The organism is Candidatus Pelagibacter sp. HIMB1483, assembly GCF_052048135.1.
In the GTDB taxonomy this organism is placed as follows: Bacteria; Pseudomonadota; Alphaproteobacteria; order Pelagibacterales; family Pelagibacteraceae; genus Pelagibacter.
Window position 1 is genome coordinate 578,681 of record NZ_JBNAIM010000002.1, and the last position, 19,914, is coordinate 598,594.

The 19,914-nt window shown below is 31.1% G+C and carries 20 protein-coding genes; 14 read left to right on the plus strand and 6 right to left on the minus strand.

What is annotated here, in order from left to right; translation table 11 throughout:
* Positions 1-3: 3 nt before the first annotated feature.
* The 11 genes from ACTTAV_RS03705 to ACTTAV_RS03755 all read left to right on the plus strand — a co-directional run bounded on the left by ACTTAV_RS03705 (position 4) and on the right by ACTTAV_RS03755 (position 10,161).
* Positions 4-1,179 (plus strand): trans-sulfuration enzyme family protein, encoded by a 1,176-nt coding sequence (locus ACTTAV_RS03705; RefSeq protein WP_440670286.1) that lies wholly within the window; start codon positions 4-6, stop codon positions 1,177-1,179.
* Entirely contained in the window at positions 1,176-2,396 is a 1,221-nt protein-coding gene (locus ACTTAV_RS03710; protein ID WP_440670287.1) for an MFS transporter, read from the plus strand. Before ACTTAV_RS03705 ends, ACTTAV_RS03710 begins: the two co-directional genes overlap by 4 nt.
* 1 nt (position 2,397) lies before the next feature.
* Positions 2,398-3,552 (plus strand): chorismate-binding protein, encoded by a 1,155-nt coding sequence (locus ACTTAV_RS03715; protein ID WP_440670289.1) that lies wholly within the window; start codon positions 2,398-2,400, stop codon positions 3,550-3,552.
* Positions 3,549-4,106, plus strand: a complete 558-nt coding sequence (locus tag ACTTAV_RS03720; protein WP_440670290.1) for an aminodeoxychorismate/anthranilate synthase component II — start codon at positions 3,549-3,551, stop codon at positions 4,104-4,106. Before ACTTAV_RS03715 ends, ACTTAV_RS03720 begins: the two co-directional genes overlap by 4 nt.
* Complete coding sequence (locus tag ACTTAV_RS03725; protein ID WP_440670291.1) at positions 4,069-4,848, plus strand: aminotransferase class IV; 780 nt, start codon at positions 4,069-4,071, stop codon at positions 4,846-4,848. The genes ACTTAV_RS03720 and ACTTAV_RS03725 overlap by 38 nt, the downstream gene beginning before the upstream one ends.
* Complete coding sequence (locus tag ACTTAV_RS03730) at positions 4,845-5,243, plus strand: HIT family protein (RefSeq protein ID WP_440670293.1); 399 nt, start codon at positions 4,845-4,847, stop codon at positions 5,241-5,243. The genes ACTTAV_RS03725 and ACTTAV_RS03730 overlap by 4 nt, the downstream gene beginning before the upstream one ends.
* Before the next feature lie 102 nt (positions 5,244-5,345).
* Positions 5,346-6,140: an adenylyl-sulfate reductase gene (locus tag ACTTAV_RS03735; RefSeq protein WP_440671029.1), complete on the plus strand. Its 795-nt coding sequence runs from the start codon at positions 5,346-5,348 to the stop codon at positions 6,138-6,140.
* 34 nt (positions 6,141-6,174) lie between these two features.
* Complete coding sequence (gene aprB / locus ACTTAV_RS03740) at positions 6,175-6,645, plus strand: adenylyl-sulfate reductase subunit beta (protein WP_440670294.1); 471 nt, start codon at positions 6,175-6,177, stop codon at positions 6,643-6,645.
* Positions 6,645-8,504 (plus strand): adenylyl-sulfate reductase subunit alpha, encoded by a 1,860-nt coding sequence (gene aprA, locus ACTTAV_RS03745; protein ID WP_440670295.1) that lies wholly within the window; start codon positions 6,645-6,647, stop codon positions 8,502-8,504. The genes aprB and aprA overlap by 1 nt, the downstream gene beginning before the upstream one ends.
* A gap of 17 nt (positions 8,505-8,521) precedes the next feature.
* A complete protein-coding gene (locus ACTTAV_RS03750) occupies positions 8,522-8,872 on the plus strand; it encodes a hypothetical protein (protein WP_440670296.1) in 351 nt (116 codons plus the stop codon).
* A gap of 203 nt (positions 8,873-9,075) precedes the next feature.
* Positions 9,076-10,161, plus strand: a complete 1,086-nt coding sequence (locus ACTTAV_RS03755) for a sulfite exporter TauE/SafE family protein (protein WP_440670297.1) — start codon at positions 9,076-9,078, stop codon at positions 10,159-10,161.
* 8 nt (positions 10,162-10,169) lie between these two features.
* On the opposite strand, the gene ACTTAV_RS03760 is transcribed toward ACTTAV_RS03755, so the two are convergent.
* Both ACTTAV_RS03760 and ACTTAV_RS03765 read right to left on the minus strand, forming a co-directional pair.
* Positions 10,170-11,336, minus strand: a complete 1,167-nt coding sequence (locus ACTTAV_RS03760) for a UxaA family hydrolase (protein WP_440670299.1) — start codon at positions 11,334-11,336, stop codon at positions 10,170-10,172.
* A 4-nt stretch (positions 11,337-11,340) separates the two neighbouring features.
* A complete protein-coding gene (locus tag ACTTAV_RS03765) occupies positions 11,341-11,625 on the minus strand; it encodes a UxaA family hydrolase (protein ID WP_440670300.1) in 285 nt (94 codons plus the stop codon).
* 115 nt (positions 11,626-11,740) lie between these two features.
* Between ACTTAV_RS03765 and xsc the strand changes: the two genes are divergently transcribed.
* Both xsc and ACTTAV_RS03775 read left to right on the plus strand, forming a co-directional pair.
* Complete coding sequence (gene xsc, locus ACTTAV_RS03770; RefSeq protein ID WP_440670301.1) at positions 11,741-13,522, plus strand: sulfoacetaldehyde acetyltransferase; 1,782 nt, start codon at positions 11,741-11,743, stop codon at positions 13,520-13,522.
* A 47-nt stretch (positions 13,523-13,569) separates the two neighbouring features.
* Positions 13,570-14,874 carry an NAD(P)/FAD-dependent oxidoreductase gene (locus ACTTAV_RS03775; protein ID WP_440670302.1) on the plus strand — a complete coding sequence of 435 codons (1,305 nt, stop codon included), beginning with the start codon at positions 13,570-13,572 and terminating at the stop codon, positions 14,872-14,874.
* Positions 14,875-14,914: 40 nt separating this feature from the next.
* Here ACTTAV_RS03775 and ACTTAV_RS03780 read toward each other — a convergent pair whose 3' ends face one another.
* From ACTTAV_RS03780 to ACTTAV_RS03795, 4 genes are read right to left on the minus strand one after another with little or no spacing between them, the layout of a single operon-like run.
* Positions 14,915-15,718 (minus strand): M23 family metallopeptidase, encoded by an 804-nt coding sequence (locus tag ACTTAV_RS03780; RefSeq protein WP_440670303.1) that lies wholly within the window; start codon positions 15,716-15,718, stop codon positions 14,915-14,917.
* Positions 15,703-16,470, minus strand: coding sequence for an SDR family NAD(P)-dependent oxidoreductase (locus tag ACTTAV_RS03785; RefSeq protein WP_440670305.1), 768 nt, complete (start codon positions 16,468-16,470; stop codon positions 15,703-15,705). Before ACTTAV_RS03785 ends, ACTTAV_RS03780 begins: the two co-directional genes overlap by 16 nt.
* Positions 16,470-17,063 (minus strand): TerC family protein, encoded by a 594-nt coding sequence (locus tag ACTTAV_RS03790; protein WP_440670306.1) that lies wholly within the window; start codon positions 17,061-17,063, stop codon positions 16,470-16,472. The genes ACTTAV_RS03785 and ACTTAV_RS03790 overlap by 1 nt, the downstream gene beginning before the upstream one ends.
* The gene (locus ACTTAV_RS03795; RefSeq protein ID WP_440670308.1) at positions 17,063-18,673 is read right to left on the minus strand and encodes a GMC family oxidoreductase; all 1,611 of its coding nucleotides are present in this window, start codon (positions 18,671-18,673) and stop codon (positions 17,063-17,065) included. Before ACTTAV_RS03795 ends, ACTTAV_RS03790 begins: the two co-directional genes overlap by 1 nt.
* Before the next feature lie 132 nt (positions 18,674-18,805).
* On the opposite strand from ACTTAV_RS03795, the gene ACTTAV_RS03800 reads away from it, so the two are divergent.
* Positions 18,806-19,900 (plus strand): TRAP transporter substrate-binding protein, encoded by a 1,095-nt coding sequence (locus ACTTAV_RS03800; RefSeq protein ID WP_440670310.1) that lies wholly within the window; start codon positions 18,806-18,808, stop codon positions 19,898-19,900.
* Positions 19,901-19,914: the final 14 nt, after the last annotated feature.

The following is a 19,914-nucleotide window of genomic DNA, read 5'->3' on the forward strand; positions in this document are numbered from 1 at the left end:
TTTATGACAAAATCTTTTAAAACATTTTTAAAACATACAGCAAAAGATTTTCATAATCAGTCTGTAAATCCACCAGTTGTAAGAGCCTCAACAATAATATTTAAATCTATGCAACATATTAGAAAGACTCAGGCTAAGGCACAAAAAAATCCTACTGGTGGTCATTATGATTATGGCCGACAAGGAACTTCTACAACTTATATATTACAAAAAATTCTAACCAAACTTGAAGAGAGTTACCATGTGTTCACAACGCCAACAGGTTTTGGGTCTGTTTTTTTAGCTATATTTAGTGTGGTAAGACCTGGAGATGAAATTATAGCAGCTGATCCTGTTTATAGTCCTACAAGATTATTAACACAAGATTATCTAAAAGAATTTGGTATTAAAACTATTTTTTATAACCCTAGTGATCTTAAAACTTTAGAAAAAAATATTACAAAAAAAACAAAACTTATTTTTGTTGAAAATCCTGGAAGTAATACTTTTGATTTCCAAGATCTTGGAAAAATAATTTCAATCGCAAAAAAACATAAAATTTACACAGCTATTGATAATACGTGGGGTACACCATATTACCTTAAGCCAATTAAACTTGGCTTTGATATGGCGATTGTTTCAGCTACAAAATATTATTCAGGTCATTCTGACGTAATGGGAGGCAGTTTAGCAGTAAATAAAAAAGTTTTTCAAAAAGTTAAAGCCGCTGAAAGAATTACAGGGCTAAGATTAGGTCCTGATGATGCTTACTTAATAACAAGAGGACTAAGAACTCTTGATGTAAGATTGGATAGACATAGAGAGAATGCAAAAAAAGTTGCATCTTTTTTATCAAAAAACAAAAAAATTAAATTGCTTTATCCATATAAAAAAGATTCACATAATTTTAGAATGTGGAAGAAATATTATTCTGGCGCCTCAGGTTTAATGGGATTAAAAATAAAAGCAAAAAATATTAATTCAGTTAGAAAATTTGTTAATTCACTTAAACTTTTTGGTTATGGATATAGTTGGGGTGGATTTGAAAGTTTAGCTCTACATCAAGAATTTAGAGAAACTGGCAATAGAAAATATATGAATCTTGCTAAAGACGAACACCTTGTAAGATTACATATTGGTCTTGAAGATCCAAATGACTTAATTGCAGATATTAAGCAAGCATTAAGACATTTAAAATGATTTTGGATAATTTTTTTAAATCAAAAACAGCAATAATAACTTTGTTTGCTGCATGCTTCGTTGTCTTAATTTCTCTTGGGGTAAGACAAGTTTTTGGTTTATTTTTTATTGATTTTAATCAAAGCCTAAATATTAGTAATACAGCATTTGGATTTGCTATCGGAATTCAAATGTTAATGTGGGGTTTAACAGGTCCAATTTTTGGAGCAGTGGCGGACCGTTATGGTGGACATATTGCGATTATATCTGCTTTTATATTTTATACGTTAGGAATATATTTTTTATACACTGGTCCTAATACTGGAATATTTTTTCAAATTCATATGGGTTTATTAATAGGTATTGGTTTAGGTGGTACTGCTATAAGTATTCCAATGTCAGTTGTGGGTAAACATTTCCCATTATCAACAAGAACTATTGCGATGAGCATAGTTACTGCTGTTGGATCTTTTGGTTATTTTTTATCTCCAATTTTTACAAATTATTCTTTAAAAGAATTTGGGTGGAATTATACTTTATTTGTTTTTTTCTTATTTTTATTAACTGGATTGATAGCTGCCTATTTTGTGAGATCTCCTTCTAAAGCTGAAAGTGTTGAGAAAGCTTCAGATCAATCATTTAAGGAAGCCCTAACAGAAGCTTTTAAAACAAAAAGTTATATTCTACTTGTATCAGGTTTTTTTGTGTGTGGATTTCATATTACTTTAGTTGGAACACATGTTCCAAAATATGTAATAGATAGAGGTTTAGAAGATTGGACTGCAGCTGCTATTTTATCTTTAATTGGTTTGTTTAATATTTTTGGCTCATTATTGAGTGGGTATCTTTCAGCTAAAATAAGTAAAAAAATTATTCTTAGTGGAATTTATTTTTTGAGGGGTGTTTCCATTATTCTTTTTATATTCACACCAGCAAGTAATATGAGTGCTTTTTTGTTTGGAGCTAGTTTTGGATTCTTGTGGCTTTCAACAGTTCCAGCAACAAGTGGAATTGTAGCTCATTTGTTTGGTACAAAATATTTAGGTCTTTTATATGGAATTGTATTTTTAAGTCACCAAATAGGATCCTTTTTTGGTGCATATTTGGGAGGTTTGTTTCACGATCTCTATGGTTCATATGATTATGCGTGGTATTTAGCAATTGCTTTATCTGTATTCGCAGCAATAATACATTTACCAATTAAAGAAGAACCAGTTTTGAGATTAAAAACAGAATAAATTGAACACACAAAAACAATTAGCAGACATACACCATTCAGGGAAACCCTATATAATTTATAAGTCTAAAAAAGGTTTTGATTTGTATACAAATTTTTCAAGAAAGATTATTCTTAATAACAAAAATGTAGGCAGTTTTTTAAATAAAAAATATAAAAATAAAAAAAAAGAAACTGATTTATTTATTGGTTTTTTTGGCTATGAATTATTAAACAATTTAATAAATATTAAAATACCAAATCAAAAAAATATAAACTTTCCAAAAGGAATTTTTTATAAACCTGAAAAAATACTTAAAATTAGTAACAAACTTAACTATAAAAATGAGGATAAATTTAAAGGAAGTAAATTTAAGATAAATATAAATAAAAATTCTTATGAAAGAATTTTCAATCAATTTAAAAAAAAGATAAAAAGTGGTGAAACCTATCAAATAAAGATTTGTACTAAATATAAAACAAAATCCAAAATCAATCCTTTAGATTTTTTTTCTCGATTATCAAAAACAAATTTAGCTCCCGAGGCTTTTATGATTAGGGATAAGAATTACTCAATAATTAGCTGTTCCCCAGAAAATTTAATTACTAAAGAAGGTTCTAATATATCTACAAAACCAATAGCTGGAACAGTTAAAAAGACTAAGGCTTTAAATAAGATTAGAGCTTTAAATTATTTTAAAAAAAATCTTAAAGAGACAAAAGAACATAATATGATTGTTGACATGGAGAGAAATGATTTATCTAGAATTTGTAAAGTTGGTTCCGTTAAGTTACAAAAACAAAAAATTGTAGAGGAATATAAAGATCTTTTTCATTATGTTAGTCTCATAAAAGGAAAATTAAAAAAAAAAATAAAAAACATTGATATTATTAAAGCCATGATGCCGGGAGGATCCGTAATTGGCTGTCCAAAGATAAACACATTAAATCTTTTAAATAACCAAGAGAAAGAAAATAGAAATATTTATACTGGTAGTTTTGGATATATAAAATTTAATGGAGATATGAGATTTAATATAATTATTAGATCAATTTTAAATTTTAAAAATGTTTCTGAAATATCTGTTGCGTCAGGTGTGGTTGTAGATAGTAACGCAAAGCATGAATTCAGTGAAAATTATATTAAAGCAAAAGCATTAATTGATTTATTTAAATGATTTACGTAATAGATCACAACGACTCTTTCACACACAACGTAGTTCATCAATTTTCATTATTTGATAAAGTTCATTGTGATAATTACAATCAATTGAATAAAAAAAAACTTGAGGAAGCTTCTGTAATTATTTTTTCACCAGGTCCTGGCAACCCTAAAAACTATCCATTAACATCAAAAATTTATAAACAATATAAAGGAAAAAAAAAAATTATTGGTATTTGTTTGGGATTTCAGCAAATATTATTTAGTGAAGGTGCAAAAATTATTGAACAAAGAAAAATTTATCATGGATTTCAATCAAATATTAAAGTTATTAGTAATCATTCCTTATTTAAAAAAGGTAGAATATTTAAAGTTGGTCGATACCATTCCCTAAAATTAAAAGAACCTTTTAAAATAAACAATTTTGAGATAACTATGAGATGTTTAGAATCAAAAGTAGCAATGTCTTTTGAAAATTATAAAGATAAAATTTATGGATTTCAATTTCACCCAGAGTCTTTTTTAACAATCAATGGCAACTTACTTATTAAAAAAATCCTTTCAGCTTAAAGATTTAAAAGAAACTAAATTTAAAGATCTTTGGGGAGATCATGGTGTTTTCACTACAATGTGGATTTTTGGCAAACCATCAAAAATTTTATTTTTTGAAAGTCATATTAGAAATTTAATCAAATCACTTAAAACTTATGGCATAACAAAAAAATCTATTAAAAAAGATATCCTCAAATTGATAAATAAAAATTTAACAAAAAATAAGAAATATAATCATTTATTAAGAGTAGCTTTAAATAAAAAAATTATTTCAATTTCTTTAAGAAAAAGAATTAAACCTAAATTAAATTTTGATTTGAAATTGGTAAATTTAAAAAGAGAGAAACCTCAATATAAAAATTTGAAATATAAGAAAATTTTATCTTATTTATCTAAAATGGATAATTCTAGATCTGATATTGGTCTAGTTTCAAATAAAAAACTTTTAGAAACGGGGACTTCCAATTTATTTTTTGTAAAAGATAATAAATTTTTTACACCTAAAAAAGATTATTATCAGGGCAATACATTTAAATATTTTAAAACAAAAATAAAAAGAATAATTAAAAAAGATATATTTGTAAAAGAATTGAATACTTATGATGAAATTATATTAATTGGATCTGGCAAAGGTGTTGCTTCAGTAAAAACAATTAAAGATATTAATTGGAAAAGAAAAAATCTTAATAAATTCAATATTCTCACAAAATATTATAATTCAGCCATTAAAAACAGTAATTTAACAAATTTTAATCAATGAGAGATCCAAATAATCCATGCTTATTTTGTAATGTCAGTGAAAGTGGTTGCGCTCATGAAAATGTTTTAGCTTATGCTAGCTATGACAGCTATCCAGTGTCAGAACATCATTGCCTTATAATCCCCAAACGACACATGAAAGATTATTTTGAATTAACAAAAGATGAATTAACAGCATGTCATGAACTAATTAAAATTGTAAAAGATGAAATATTAACAAAAGATAAATCAGTAAAAGGATTTAATTTAGGAACAAACATAGGAAAAGTATCTGGTCAATCTATTTTACACTGTCATTTTCATTTGATTCCTAGAAGAGAAGATGATGTAGAGAATCCCCAAGGAGGAGTTAGGTCAGTAATACCAAACAAACAACATTATAAAAGAAAGAAATAGCCTGTTATTAAAGACAAATTGACTGGAGTTTGAGGTTGAACTATTGATTCAACTATATATAAAACTACAAAAAATAATTCAAAAATTTAATCAAAGATGGAAATATTAAGTAACAATCCTTTTTCAATTCTAGCCGAGACAGTCTCACCACTTGCTATGCAATATTTTATTATTGCAATGGTATTATTGATAGCAGTTGGAACAATCATACAAATGATAAACCATAAAAATTTAACTTACTTTTTTAATAACGCAAAAAAAGCAAAGCTCGCTGCAACAAAAGAATTAGGAATAGGAGAAAAGACTTCAATCATAGCAAAAACTACAGTGGTTGATATAGGTACAACATCTGAATTAGGATTTGGTAAGAGAAGACTTGCACATGTTCTTGGTATGTATGGAACAATTTTATTTTGGTTATCATCTGCAGTTTTAGTTTTTTGTTATACTGGCGCTGATAAATCAAATTCTGAGACTTGGTCTATGCTTTGGCATGTGGGGGCAATTTTAACTTGTTTAGGTGGATATTGGTTTTGGTTTTTTCTTCGAGTTGATGTTTCAGCAGAAGCTCATCCTTGGTATAGAGTTATTAAAGCAGATTTATTTGTGCTAGCATTGCTCGCTTGTGCTACTTTTGGTTTACTTTGGTCTTATACACAATTTAATGGTCAAATAGGCTTTTCATATTTATTTTTAATATTATTTATAGCAGCTAATTTAATTTTATTTGGTGGTGTTTACTGGTCTAAATTTGCACATATGTTTTACAAACCAGGAGCAGCAATTCAAAAAAATTTGGCAGAGGCTGATGGTTCAAGAGACAATCTTCCTCCACCAGCAGATGCACCTGAGCAATTTGGCCTAGGTATAAAAAGAGAAGAGCCAAAGCATTATTAATATGTTAATAGAAAAAGGAGAAAAATAAAAAATTATGTCAACTTTTGTATACATGACTAGATGTGATGGCTGTGGTCATTGCGTAGATATATGTCCGTCAGATATTATGCACATTGATGAAAATATAAGACGAGCAAAAAATATTGAACCAAATTTTTGTTGGGAATGCTATTCATGTGTTAAAGCCTGTCCTAATCATGCAATCGATGTAAGAGGATATGCTGATTTTGCTCCCATGGGACATAGCGTAAGAGTTAGAAGAGAAGAGGAGAAAGGAACAATCTCTTGGAAAATAAAATTTAGAAATGGAACAGAGAAAAACTTTGTTTCACCAATTACAACAAAACCTTGGGGCAAATTTATACCAAAACTTGCTGATGGAGACACACCAAACCAAGGTGAAATAAATTCTCAAAGATTATATAGTGAACCAGAAGGTTTAAATACAAACAAAGAATTACCTTCAGTTCCAAAAGATTCTTTTAAAAAAGGAGTTTACTATTAATGGCCAAACATAAAACTCATTTTGAAGATTGTGATATACTAGTTGTTGGTGGTGGTATGGCTGGAACAGGTGCTACTTTTGAAGCAAGGCACTGGGGCAGAGATTTAAAAATTGTTTGTGTTGAAAAAGCTAACATAGATAGAAGTGGAGCAGTTGCACAAGGTTTATATGCAATTAACTGTTACATGGGTATGCAATGGGATGAAAATCAACCTGAGGACCATGTAAGATATGCTCGAAATGATTTAATGGGAATGGTTAGAGAAGATTTAGGTTATGACATGGCTCGTCATGTTGACTCAACAGTTCATATGTTTGATGAATGGGGTCTTCCAATGATGAAAAATGAAAAGACTGGAAGATACTTAAGAGAAGGAAAATGGCAAATCATGATTCATGGTGAAAGTTATAAACCAATAGTTGCTGAAGCTGCAAAGAAATCAGCAGATAAAATTTACAATAGAATTATGGTAACTCATTTATTGATGGATGAAGCTAAAGAAAACAGAATTGGTGGAGCTGTTGGTTTTAATATGAGAACAGGAGACTTCCATGTATTTAGAGCAAAAGCAGTAATCGTTGCAGCAGGTGGAGCTTCTCATATCTTTAAACCTAGAGCTGTTGGAGAAGGTATGGGTAGAACTTGGTATGCTCCTTGGAGTAATGGTTCAGCATATGCATTACCAATAGCAGCTGGTGCAAAGATGACTCAGATGGAAAATAGAATTGTTTTATGTAGATTTAAAGATGGATATGGTCCAGTTGGAGCATATTTTTTACATCTTAAAACATATACGCAAAATGCTAATGGTGAGAATTATGAAAAGAAATGGTATGATCAAACAAAAGAATTAGTCGGTGAATATATAGATCATCATCCAACACCTACTTGTTTAAGAAATCATGCATTTATTCAAGAAGTAGCTGCAGGCGGTGGACCAATTCATATGGTAACAAAAGAAGCTTTCCAAGACCCACATTTAGAAACAGTAGGTTGGGAAAACTTTTTAGGAATGACAGTTGGACAAGCGGTGGTTTGGGCTTCACAAAATATTGATCCAAAATATACGAATCCTGAATTAACAACATCAGAACCTTATGTTATGGGTTCACATGCAACTTGTTCAGGAGCATGGGTAAGTGGTCCAGAGGATTTATCTCCACCAGAATATTTCTGGGGATATAACAGAATGTTAACAATTGATGGACTTTTCGGAGCAGGTGACACTGTTGGAGGAAGTGCTCATAAATTTTCATCTGGTTCTTTCACAGAAGGAAGACTAGCAGCAAAAGCAGCTGTAAAATATATTCAAGATCAAAAAGCAGACGGTATCAATGTTTCAGATAAACAATGTGATGATTTCAAAAAAGCTGTTTATAAGCCTTTAGAAACTTTTACTGTTGCACAAAATGAAATAACAGGTGGAACTGTTTCACCTAGTTACATTTCTCCAATTCAAGGTCTACAAAGACTTCAAAAAATTATGGATGAGTATGTAGGTGGTATAACTTCAAATTACATGACAAATGGTAATATGTTAAAAAGAGCTCTTGAGTTATTAGATTGGCTTCAAGAGGATCTAGAGAATGTAGGTGCAGAAGATTACCATCAGCTAATGAGAGCATGGGAGTTAAAACATAGAACATTGACTTCTCAATGTGTAACTGAACATACTTTATTTAGAGAAGAAACTCGTTGGCCAGGTTATTATTATAGAGGAGATCACATGAAGCTCGATGATGATAATTGGCACTGTTTAACCGTTTCAAGACGAGACCCTAAAACTGGGAAATTTACAATGGAAAAAGTTCCAGTTTATCATATTGTGGACGAAAAAGAGAAGAAGAAGGCATCATAGTCATTTAAAGTCATATTATGGATCTTTTGGCAAAATCAGACGAAGAGATTTTTGCAATCGCTAAACCTATTTGGGACAACCTTGTTAAAGCTTCGAACATGAAGGACTATGGAGGTTTTACTAGAGATTTCTCAACTCAAATGTTATTTGGAGCAAATGAGGTAGAGCTTGGCAAACAATGGGCTAATAATAAGCTAATTACTAATTTAAAAGAGACTTTCGAGCCTTTCGGATGTCTAAGAAGAGGTGAACACATTACAGTCTTAATTAAACAAACTAATAAAGAGATACCTGGAGAATTTTTAGGTAGATTGGTCCTGGGTATCGAAGATGGTTCTGTAAAAGTTTTTGGAGCTACTATCTATTAAAAGTTTGACAAATTTTGCTCTAGTGTTATTGAGTGGCTAGATGCTAATTTCAAAAGAAAATATTTTCAACAAAATCTCATTTATAAAAAAAAATATTTTAAAAACAGGAATTTTTTTCGGATTATTAACTTATTGGTGCATCATAATAATTGGCACATTTGTTACATTTAACTAAGTTAATTTTTAGAAATTAGTTAAATATTATGGAAGTCTTTTTACCAATAGCTCAAGTATATGTTAGTGCACTAGAAATAATTTTATTGAGTGCGATAGTTGGAGTTTTATCTGGTTTATTTGGTGTTGGTGGTGGTTTTTTGATGACACCATTTTTAATTTTCTTAGGAGTACCACCTGCTTATGCAGTTGCAAATGAAGCAAATAATATTCTAGCAACCTCAGTTTCTGGATCAACAACGCATTATTTAAAAAATACTTTAGATTACAAAATGGGCTTTATGATTGTCATTGGTGGAGCAATTGGAACTATATTAGGTATCTATACTTTTTCTTATTTTAAAGGCATTGGTAAGATCGATACAGTTATTTCTCTTGCCTACATGTATATTCTTGCAATTATTGGAACTCTTATGCTTGTTGAAAGTCTAGGAGAAATAGATAAAGCAAGAAAAAATACTTTAATTAAAAAAAAATTACACGTTCATTATTGGATACACGGACTTCCGTTTAGAATGAGGTTTCCTAAATCAAAACTTTATGAAAGTGCATTTACACCAATTATAATTGGATTATTTGTAGGTTTTATTGCTGCAATTATGGGGATAGGCGGCGCATTTATTTTGGTTCCTGCAATGATTTATATCATTGGGATGCCCACTAAATTAGTACCTGGAACATCTTTGTTTGTAACAATTTTTGTAAGTGTGATTGTAACTTTCCTTCATGCATTCAATTATGGATCTATAGATTTAATTTTGGTTTTAATGTTAGTGATAGGTTCTATAATTGGAGTTCAAACAGGTCAAAAAATTGGTCAATCAATTGATAGTTCTGGCTTGAAAGCTCTTCTTGCAATTTTATTATTAATAGTAGGTATCGCTATAGCTTATGACACATTTTTTGCTGAACATGTATTAAATGGTCAAGTTAAAGTTAGTGACAAAGATTTAACACCATTATCAACTTTAGTTCAGAAGTTTTCGAAAGAAATGCCAATAGCATATAGTTTATTTTCTATATTCTTTGCAGTAGCATTAGGTGTAGCTGCAGCATTTATTAGAAGATTTTTATCTGATTTAAGAAAAAAACACTTTAGTAAACCTGCTAAATAATTTTTATATTAAGCACTTCTGTAAAGTTTAGTCATAACAAATTCTCTATGACCTAAAGCTTCAGCACAAGTTAGTCTACCGTTAGCAACTTTTAAAGTTGTTTTGATAAGTTCATCACCAGCTTGTGACATATTCATTTCTCTTGAAAGAATTTTTGATACATCACAATCAATATGTTCACCCATAGTTTTAACTGTTAATGGGTTTGCTGTTAATTTGATTACAGGCTCTATTGGGTTACCTACAATATTTCCTTGGCCTGTAGGAAATAAATGAATATTAAATCCAGCTGCTGCTTGTAAAGTTACACATTCAGCTGCTGCTGACGATGTGTCCATAAAATAAAGACCTTTCCCTTTTTTTGGTTCTTCAGCAGGTTCAAGAACGTCAACAAATTTACAGTTTCCAATTTTTTGGAAATTTCCAAAAGCTTTTTCCTCAATAGTTGTTAAACCACCAGCAATATTTCCAGCTGTAGGTTGGCTTTCTGATAAATCATCTGTTGCTTCTTTTAATATAAAATCATTGTAAGAACTCCAGGTTTTCATAAATTTGTCTGAGGCTTCTTTTGTGGCTCCTCTGGTAGCACAAACTTTTTCAGCACCAGTAAGTTCTGAAGTTTCACCAAAGCACAAATGAACTCCTAGAGGCTCAAGTTTATCCATTAAATTTCCAACTGTAGGATTAGCGGCTAAACCTGATGTAGTATCAGACTCTCCACATTTTACAGATATCCATAAATCACTGATTGGACACTCTTCTCTTTGTTTTTCTGATGCCCACATAACAAATTCTTGAGCTTTTTTAGAAGCTTTCATTACAGTGCCAATATCACCTGTTCTTTCAATATGAAAACCTTCAACTGGTTTTCCAGTTTTAGCTATTCCATCTACAATTCTTTTTGTCCATTTAGGTTCAATTCCAATAACTATAACAGCGGCAACATTTGGATTACTTCCTGTTCCAATCATAGTTCTAAAATGTAATTCAAGATCTGCACCAAATTGAAGTCTTCCATATGAGTGAGGTAGAGCAATGGTTCCTTTAATATTGTTTGCTACAGCCTCTGCACAAGCGTTTGAAATATCATCTACAGGAAGAATAATTACATGATTTCTTGTTCCAGCTCTTCCATTTTCTCTTTTATAACCTAAAAAACTTTTTGGGATTTCCATATAATTACCACTTCTTTGTTTTTACATTGTGAACATGTACATGCTCACCTTTTTTTATTGCTTTAACAACCTTACCTATATCATGACCATATTTAAGAATTGTATCTCCCTCTTTTAAATCAACCATTGCTATTTTGTGTCCTAAAGGAATTTCGTCCACTGATTGAATATTGACAGAGCTGTCATTTTCCATAATCCAGCAATTACAGTCTTGTTTTGGAGTTATTTTTTCAATAACAACCACTCCCACATTGTCTTTTTGATCGTGGATTATAATATCGGTTGCCATATATATAGTGTCGATTTGTTTATTTGAATTTTCTAAAATCTTATATATTAATCGCAAAAATTAACAATTAGTTTTTATAAAATTATTCATTTACTAATTTAGAAAGGTTCTATTAATGACAAAAATGACAACAGAAGAAGCTTTTGTAAAAGTTTTACAAATGCATGGAATTGAACACTCTTTTGGAATTATAGGATCTGCGTTCATGCCTATATCTGATATTTTCCCTGACGCAGGAATTACTTTCTGGGATGTTGCTCATGAAACAAATGGTGGATTAATTGCTGACGGTTACACAAGAGCTACAGGAAAAATGTCAATGGTTATTGCACAAAATGGACCTGGTATAACAGGTTTAGTTACACCAATTAAAACTGCTTATTGGAATCATACTCCGTTATTATTAGTAACACCACAAGCTGCAAATAAAACAATGGGACAAGGTGGTTTCCAAGAAGTTGAACAAATGAATTTATTTAAAGATATGGTTTGTTACCAAGAAGAAGTTAGAGATCCTTCAAGAATGGCAGAAGTACTAAATAGAGTAATTGAAAAAGCAATTAGAGGTTCAGCACCAGCACAAATTAATGTTCCAAGAGATTACTGGTGTCAAGTAATTGATATTGATCTTCCTCCAATTGTAAGATTAGAAAGACAAGGTGGAGGCGCTGAAGCAATTTCAAAAGCAGCAGACCTATTATCGAAAGCAAAATTTCCAGTAATTTTATCTGGAGCGGGAGTTGTAATTGGTGGAGCAATTGAAGAAACAAAAAAACTTGCTGAAAAATTAGACTCACCAGTTTGTTCTGGTTATCAACATAACGATAGTTTTCCGGGAAGTCATCCTTTAGCAGTTGGACCTCTAGGGTATAATGGATCAAAAGCAGCTATGGAATTAATTTCTAAAGCAGACGTCGTTTTAGCATTAGGAACAAGATTAAATCCTTTTTCAACTCTTCCAGGTTACGGAATTGATTACTGGCCAAAGAAAGCAAGTATTATTCAAGTAGATATTAACCCAGATAGAATTGGTTTAACTAAAAAAGTTACTGTTGGTATTAGTGGTGATGCAAAATTAGTAGCTAAGCAAATTTTAGAAAAACTATCTTCTAATGCAGGAGATACTGATAGACAAAAGAGAAAAGATTTGATTCATCAAACTAAATCAGCTTGGTTACAAAAATTATCAAGTTTAGATCATGAAGATGATGATGAAGGAACAGTTTGGAACAAAGAAGCAAGAGAAAGAGATGCTGATAGAATGTCACCAAGACAAGCTTGGAGAGCAATACAAGCTGGAATGCCAGATGATGTAATTATCTCAAGTGACATTGGAAATAATTGTGCGATTGGAAATGCGTATCCTACTTTTGAAAAACCAAGAAAATATTTGGCACCAGGTTTATTTGGACCTTGTGGCTATGGTTTTCCATCAATCTTAGGTGCAAAAATTGGATGTCCTGATACCCCAGTTATAGGTTTTGCTGGTGATGGAGCTTTTGGAATAAGCATGAATGAAATGAGCTCTTGTGCAAGAGAAGAGTGGCCTGCAATTACAATGGTAATTTTTAGAAATTACCAATGGGGCGCAGAAAAAAGAAATACAACACTTTGGTTTGATAATAATTTTGTTGGGACAGAATTAGATCCAGAATTAAGTTATGCAAAAGTTGCTGATGCTTGCGGTTTAAAAGGAGTAACCGTAAGAACTATGGAAGAAACTACTAGTGCTATCAAACAATCTTGTGAAGATCAAAAGAAAGGCATTACAACTTTTATTGAAGTTATATTAAACCAAGAATTAGGTGAACCGTTTAGAAGAGATGCTATGAAGAAACCAGTTAAAGTAGCTGGGATCAACAAAGCAGATATGAAAAAACAACCTTCTTTGGTTTAGTCTCATAAAATCTTTAAAATAGTATTCAATTATCGTAATCTTCCTTTATGGAAGTTGTAAATGATAATACTTGTAGCTGGATTAATGATCTAACTCCGAGAAGTAATATCCAATCAGTTACGTCAAATTTAGATTGCGAGTGGTTAGTTATAGGTGCAGGTTACACAGGATTATCTGCTGCAAGAAAATTAGGTCAATTATATCCAAATCAAAAAATATTATTAGTAGATGCTCAGTTAGCTGGTGAAGGTGCTAGCTCAAGAAACTCAGGCTATCTAGTAGATACAACACTTAATGATGGTTTTACCTCCAATAAAGAATTGGATAATTACAAAAAAAAAGCAGACATCTATAAATTGGGAATAGAAGCCGTTAAAAGTTTTATTAAAGAACATCAGGTAGATTGTGATTGGAACGAATGTGGAAAGTTTTTTGCTTCATCTAAAGAAGAAGATAAAAAAATTCTAGAAAATTTCTCTGACACTTTATCTAAATTAGGTTTCGAGCATAATTTATTATCAAATAAAGATTTAAAAAAAAGATTAGGAACTAATTTTTATAACATTGCTCTTCACACTAAAGGAGGAATTTTATTACATCCAGGTAAATTGGTTAGAGCTATGGTCGATACATTGCCAGAAAATGTAAGCCTTTATGAAAATTCCTCGCTATTAAATTGGAAGAAGCTTAATGATATAGTCATTTGTAATTTTAAAAATGGATCTATAAAAACCAAAAAGATTATATTTGCTACAAACGGATTTTTAAAATCTCTAGGAATTAAATCTAATTATAATTTTCCTATTACTTTAACAGCTAGTATGACCAGATCATTAACGGATGAAGAGTTCGAGTCAATTGGCCAACCAAAGGAGTGGGGAGTGTTACCGGTTAGACCAATGGGGGCCACTATAAGAATGACTAAGGATAGAAGAATTTTAATTAGAAATACTGCAGAAGTTTATAATCCTTACCAAATGTCTAAATCTGAGTTAGATAAAAGATCAATAAAACAAAAGATAGGGATTAAAAAAAGATTTCCCCAATTACGAGATGACATCATTCAATCAACATGGTCTGGAATAGTTTCAAGAACCAGAAATAGTTCTCAAATTTTTGAAAAAATAAATGAAAATATATTTGTTGCAGGCTGTTATAATGGCTCAGGTATTGGAGTTGGTACTTTATTTGGAGAGCAAATTGCTATTAAAGCAAGCAATGAAAATACAAAGGAGATTGAAACTATTGAAGCAAGAAACAAACCAACATGGTTACCACCTCAACCTTTTTTAAATCTAGGTGTTAAAGCAAGGCTCATGTATGAAAGATTAAGAGCTAGATCTGAAATTTAACCCGGGCGTTCTGTTGCCAGGTGTCCCACAAGAGCTTAGTTTAATTTATCACCGACATTGGATCAAGTCGAGTTTGAAACCAATTTACTCTAAAATCTAAGTGTGGTCCTGTTGATCTACCAGTTGATCCAACTGTTCCAATGATATCCCCTTGATTAATTTTATCACCCACAGAAACCATTACAGTTTCAAGATGAGAATATATAGTAGATATACCATGACCGTGATCCATAATAATTGTACCACCTGTATAATAAAGATCATCTTCTGCCATTGTTACAACACCTGAACCGGAAGACTTGATCAGAGTTCCTTGTTTAGCTGCAATATCAATCCCGTAATGAGGCCATTTAGGTTTACCATTTAAAATTCTTTGGCTTCCATAAACACCACTAATTATTCCTTCTACTGGCATAATGAATTGATTTTTGAAAAAAGGTAAGTCAGAATTAATTGCTCTTGCTTCTCCAATTTTATTATTTTCTTCTTTAATTCTTTTATAAACAGATTCAGGTGGAGTAACTTTACTCTCTTCTAAGCCATCAATTCTTTGAATATTATATTTCCTTTTTAAAACTTGCTTAGTTATTATCTCTTTTTTACCGTTAATAATTTTAGTGACACTGATATCAAATTTTCTATCTCGGTCTATTCCAAATACAAAATAGCCATCTTTTGAAACTTTAACTTCTTTTTTACCTATTATGATTTTTGCAGCTGGATCAGTAATTCCAATAATATAATGACCTTGTAAAAATTTACCTTTAAATTCAATTGCATTTAATTGTGTTGTAGTAAAAAAGATTATTAAGAAAAATAACCTAGATATTATTTTGCAGTCCATCCGCCATCGACCAGTAATGAAGTTCCCGTAATCATTGAGGCCGCATCTGAAGCTAAAAAAACAACAGCTGATGCTACTTCGGATAATTCAGCAAATCTTCCTAAAGGAATATTATTTAGTGTTTCTGTTTTGAATTTTTTATTTTTTAAAAACTTTTTAGTCATTGGGGTAACCACAAAAGTAGGACACACAGTATTAACTCTAATATTATATTTTGCTAAATCTAGAGACATACCCTTCGTTAATCCTTCCAATCCCCATTTGGTCATATTGTAAACACTTCTGATGGGTCCACCCACATGTCCCATTTGTGAGGACATATTAACAATAGCACCACCAACTTTTTTTCGATTTTTTGATTTAATCATTTTAAGAGCACATAATTGTGCAAGATTGAATGTCGCTATTGTGTTTATCTTAACTAAGTATTCCATATTTTTTGTTTTAACTTTTGTAAAATGTTCTGGAATGTTATTTCCAGCGTTATTAACCAATATATCTATCTTAGGTTGTTTATTGATTATTTCTTTTATTTCATTGTAATTCGTGATGTCACAGACATAAGATTTACATTTTGCTTTATGTTTCTTTATTTTTTTTGAAACTTCATTCAAATCTTTTTGAGTTCTACTAATAATTATTAAATTAGCACCAGCTTCAGCAAGAGCAATTGCACAAGCTCTTCCAAGTCCTTTACCAGCTCCAGTTACTACAGCTGTTTTATTTTTAAGGTTATAATTTTTTAAATACATTATAAAAATAATATTTGAATATCCGTGTAAATCAATTCAATAGCAACAATTAATATTGCTAATAAACCAGCCCAAGCAATCCATTTATATTTTTTAATCCAATTTGAAATTAATGTTGCAGCAAAAGCCATTAATGCAATTGATAAAACTAAACCAAATACTAACAATCCATAATGGTCACCTGCTGCACCCGCAACTCCTAAAACGTTATCTAAACTCATTGTAAAGTCGGCCAATAAAATAGTCCAAATAGCTTTTAGAAAACTTGAGTTATCAACTTTTACATCTTCCTCATGATCAGAACCTTTAATTACGTCAGTGTAAAGTTTGTAGACAATATAAAGTAAAAGAACTCCGCCAAGAAGCCTTAAGCCAGTTATTTGCAACAAATATGCTGTAAGCAAAGTTAAGATAATTCTTAAAATAACTGCTCCACCAATACCAAAAAAAATAATTTTTTTTCTTTGTTCTAATGGAAATTTTGATGCAACCATTCCAATTATAATTGCATTGTCTCCAGCCAAAACTAAATCAATTAAAATGATTTGAGTTAATATTGTTAGTTGTTCTGGAGTAAATAATTCGGCAAACATTAACTTCCTAGTATCATATCAGCACCTTTTTCTGCAATCATTATTGTGGGTGCATTAGTATTTCCCGAAGTAATGTTTGGCATAATTGAAGCATCTATTACTCTTAAGTTTTGAATACCTTTAACTTTAAGTTTTTCATCAACAACCGCCATATCATCCTGTCCCATTTTACAGGTACCAACAGGATGGAAAATCGTTTGAGTAAAATCTGAACCAGCTTTAACTAATTCTTCATCATCAGTTATATGAACTCCAGGTCTATATTCTTCTGGTTCATATTGTTTGAATGTTTTAGTTTCTAGCATTATTTTTCTGACAATTTTTAATCCTTGAGCCGCAACCTTTCTGTCATCATCAGTAGATAAATAGTTCATTTTAATTTTAGGATAAATTCTACTATCATTACTTACTATATTTATTTCACCTCTACTTGTAGGTCTAACATTTGCAACAGTTGGAGTAATTCCTTCAAAGTCATGCATCGGAGTAACACCTAATATGTCTGTACTAACAGGAGATACATGAAATTGTAAATTAGGAGTAGCTCTTGATGGATCACTTTTAACAAACCCGCAAACTTGACTAGCTCCCATGGTTACAGGCCCACTTTGATTAACCAAATATTCAAGTCCCATTAAAAATCTTCCAAATAAACTTTCAACTTTTCTATTTAGAGATTTTAAATTTTTGACTTTATATACTGGCCTAAACATTAAGTGATCTTGTAAATTTTTACCTACACCATTTGACTCGTGAACAACCTCTATACCTAAGTTTTTAAGTTTGTTAGCTTCACCAATTCCAGATACTTGCAAAATATGAGGAGATCCGATTGATCCTGCTGATAAAATTACTTCTTTATTGGCATTCACAGTATTAATTTTTTCTCCAGTATAATAATTAACACCTATAGCTTTTTTACCTTCAAAATTTATTTTTTGAACATGTGCGTTAGTTACAATTTTTAAATTAGATCTTTTTTTTACAGGATTTAAATATCCTTTAGCAGCACTACATCTAAGTTTTAATCCTGCTTTATTAAAACTTGTAGTGAATTGAAAAAAACCTACACCAAAGTTATCTCCAGTATTAAAATCATTAGTTTTAGGTATTCCATATTCTTCAGCTGCGTTTTGAAACTCATCAAGTAGTTTTAAATTTATTTTTTTATTTGCTACAGTAATTGGACCACTATCATTATGAAATTCGCTTTTTCCTAATTCATTATTCTCTGATTTAAGAAAATAGGGTAAAACATTTTCCCAGTCCCAACCTGTATTACCTAGTTGTCTCCAAACATTATAATCTTCTTTTTGACCTCTAATCCATAAAAGTCCATTAATCGAAGAGCTTCCACCTAAAGTTTTTCCTCTAGGATATCTAATCGATCTATTATTCATTGTTTCGTCAGGCTCAGTTTTAAAACACCAATCAACTTTTGGATTATGCATAGTTTTAAAGTAACCAACTGGAATATGTATCCATGGATAATTATCTTTACCGCCAGCTTCGATTAACAAAACTTTATTTGATGGATTTGCAGAAAGTCTATTTGCAAGAACACAGCCAGCAGAACCTGCTCCTAAAATAATGTAATCAAAATTTTCCATTAATAGTTGAATCTTTTTTTAGTTTAAGTATTTTATTGTTTTTACACTCATATTTATCAATTGTCACTTGTGTCAACATTGTTTTTCTGATTGTATGCATCAAGTTAAATTTAACTAACAAGAGGAAATATAATGAAAAAAATCATTTCAATGTTATTTGCAACTGTTTTGGTGCTTGGATTTACTTCTAGTGCTAACGCTGCAAAAACACTTAAATGTCAAACAGTTCTTAACACGAAGGCTGATGAAGTTAAAATGTTAAAGGACTTTACTGACACAGTAACAGAATTAACATCTGGTTCGTTAAAATTTGAAATTTTACCTGCAGGTGCTGTTGTAGGAGTTAAAGAAACTCTTGATGCTGTTGACAAAGGTTTGATCGATTGTGGTTTCGCATGGACTCACTATTGGTCAGGGGATCACCCTGCTGCTATGTTATTTGGTTCGCCAGTAGCTGGTGGTGGAGTTGGTATTGACAACTTAGCATTCTTATCATGGTTCCAATATGGTGGTGGTAAAGAATTATATGACCAACTTTGGAAAGAAATGGGAAGAGATATCAAAGGATTTATGCTTCAACCAGTTGGTCCAGAAGCTTTAGGTTGGTTTCCAAAACCAATTAAAGATATGGCTGACTTTAGAAAATATAAATTCAGAACTCCTCCAGGAATTCCAGGACAAACTTATAAAGACATTGGTATAGCGTCTGTTGCAATGGGTGGTGGAGATATTCTACCAGCTCTTGAAGCAGGAACTATCGATGCTGCTGAATGGTGTTGTCCAAAACCAGACTTAACATTTGGTTTCCAAAAAGTATTAAAGCACTACTATCTACAAGGTTTACACCAAGTAGTGGTAAATGCTGACTTTTATATTACTGGAAAAACTTATAAAGCTATGACTGCTCATGAGAAGAAGTCTCTTGAAGTTGCTGCTAATGCTTCATTAGCTAAATCTTTAAGTTACAGAATCTATGAAAATGGAAAAGCTTTACAAGAGCTAACTACTAAACATGGAGTTAAATTAGAAGATACTCCTTCTGACTACTTCACAGAATATATGGCTGCTGCAAAAGCTACATTGAATAAAAATGCTGAACAAAACAAGTTCTTCAAAAAAGTATATGATTCAATGAAAGAATTTGCTGATGTTGCTGTTCCTTTCTGGAGTGGTGCTCAAATGTCAAATGCGAAGCTAGGAATGGCTCACGCTGCAACATTAAAGTAATCAGTAATTAATCT

Excerpts from the sequence above, each read along its gene's own strand:
- ACTTAV_RS03710 (WP_440670287.1), top strand. The coding sequence starts at position 1,176 with ATGATTTTGGATAATTTTTTTAAATCAAAAACAGCAATAATAACTTTG.
- ACTTAV_RS03795 (WP_440670308.1), bottom strand. The coding sequence starts at position 18,673 with ATGGAAAATTTTGATTACATTATTTTAGGAGCAGGTTCTGCTGGCTGT.
- aprB (WP_440670294.1), top strand. The coding sequence starts at position 6,175 with ATGTCAACTTTTGTATACATGACTAGATGTGATGGCTGTGGTCATTGC.
- ACTTAV_RS03790 (WP_440670306.1), bottom strand. The coding sequence starts at position 17,063 with ATGTTTGCCGAATTATTTACTCCAGAACAACTAACAATATTAACTCAA.
- ACTTAV_RS03765 (WP_440670300.1), bottom strand. The coding sequence starts at position 11,625 with ATGGCAACCGATATTATAATCCACGATCAAAAAGACAATGTGGGAGTG.
- aprA (WP_440670295.1), top strand. The coding sequence starts at position 6,645 with ATGGCCAAACATAAAACTCATTTTGAAGATTGTGATATACTAGTTGTT.
- ACTTAV_RS03730 (WP_440670293.1), top strand. The coding sequence starts at position 4,845 with ATGAGAGATCCAAATAATCCATGCTTATTTTGTAATGTCAGTGAAAGT.
- ACTTAV_RS03750 (WP_440670296.1), top strand. The coding sequence starts at position 8,522 with ATGGATCTTTTGGCAAAATCAGACGAAGAGATTTTTGCAATCGCTAAA.
- ACTTAV_RS03720 (WP_440670290.1), top strand. The coding sequence starts at position 3,549 with ATGATTTACGTAATAGATCACAACGACTCTTTCACACACAACGTAGTT.
- ACTTAV_RS03760 (WP_440670299.1), bottom strand. The coding sequence starts at position 11,336 with ATGGAAATCCCAAAAAGTTTTTTAGGTTATAAAAGAGAAAATGGAAGA.
- ACTTAV_RS03780 (WP_440670303.1), bottom strand. The coding sequence starts at position 15,718 with ATGGACTGCAAAATAATATCTAGGTTATTTTTCTTAATAATCTTTTTT.
- ACTTAV_RS03705 (WP_440670286.1), top strand. The coding sequence starts at position 4 with ATGACAAAATCTTTTAAAACATTTTTAAAACATACAGCAAAAGATTTT.
- ACTTAV_RS03725 (WP_440670291.1), top strand. The coding sequence starts at position 4,069 with ATGGCAACTTACTTATTAAAAAAATCCTTTCAGCTTAAAGATTTAAAA.
- ACTTAV_RS03785 (WP_440670305.1), bottom strand. The coding sequence starts at position 16,470 with ATGTATTTAAAAAATTATAACCTTAAAAATAAAACAGCTGTAGTAACT.
- xsc (WP_440670301.1), top strand. The coding sequence starts at position 11,741 with ATGACAAAAATGACAACAGAAGAAGCTTTTGTAAAAGTTTTACAAATG.
- ACTTAV_RS03755 (WP_440670297.1), top strand. The coding sequence starts at position 9,076 with ATGGAAGTCTTTTTACCAATAGCTCAAGTATATGTTAGTGCACTAGAA.
- ACTTAV_RS03800 (WP_440670310.1), top strand. The coding sequence starts at position 18,806 with ATGAAAAAAATCATTTCAATGTTATTTGCAACTGTTTTGGTGCTTGGA.
- ACTTAV_RS03775 (WP_440670302.1), top strand. The coding sequence starts at position 13,570 with ATGGAAGTTGTAAATGATAATACTTGTAGCTGGATTAATGATCTAACT.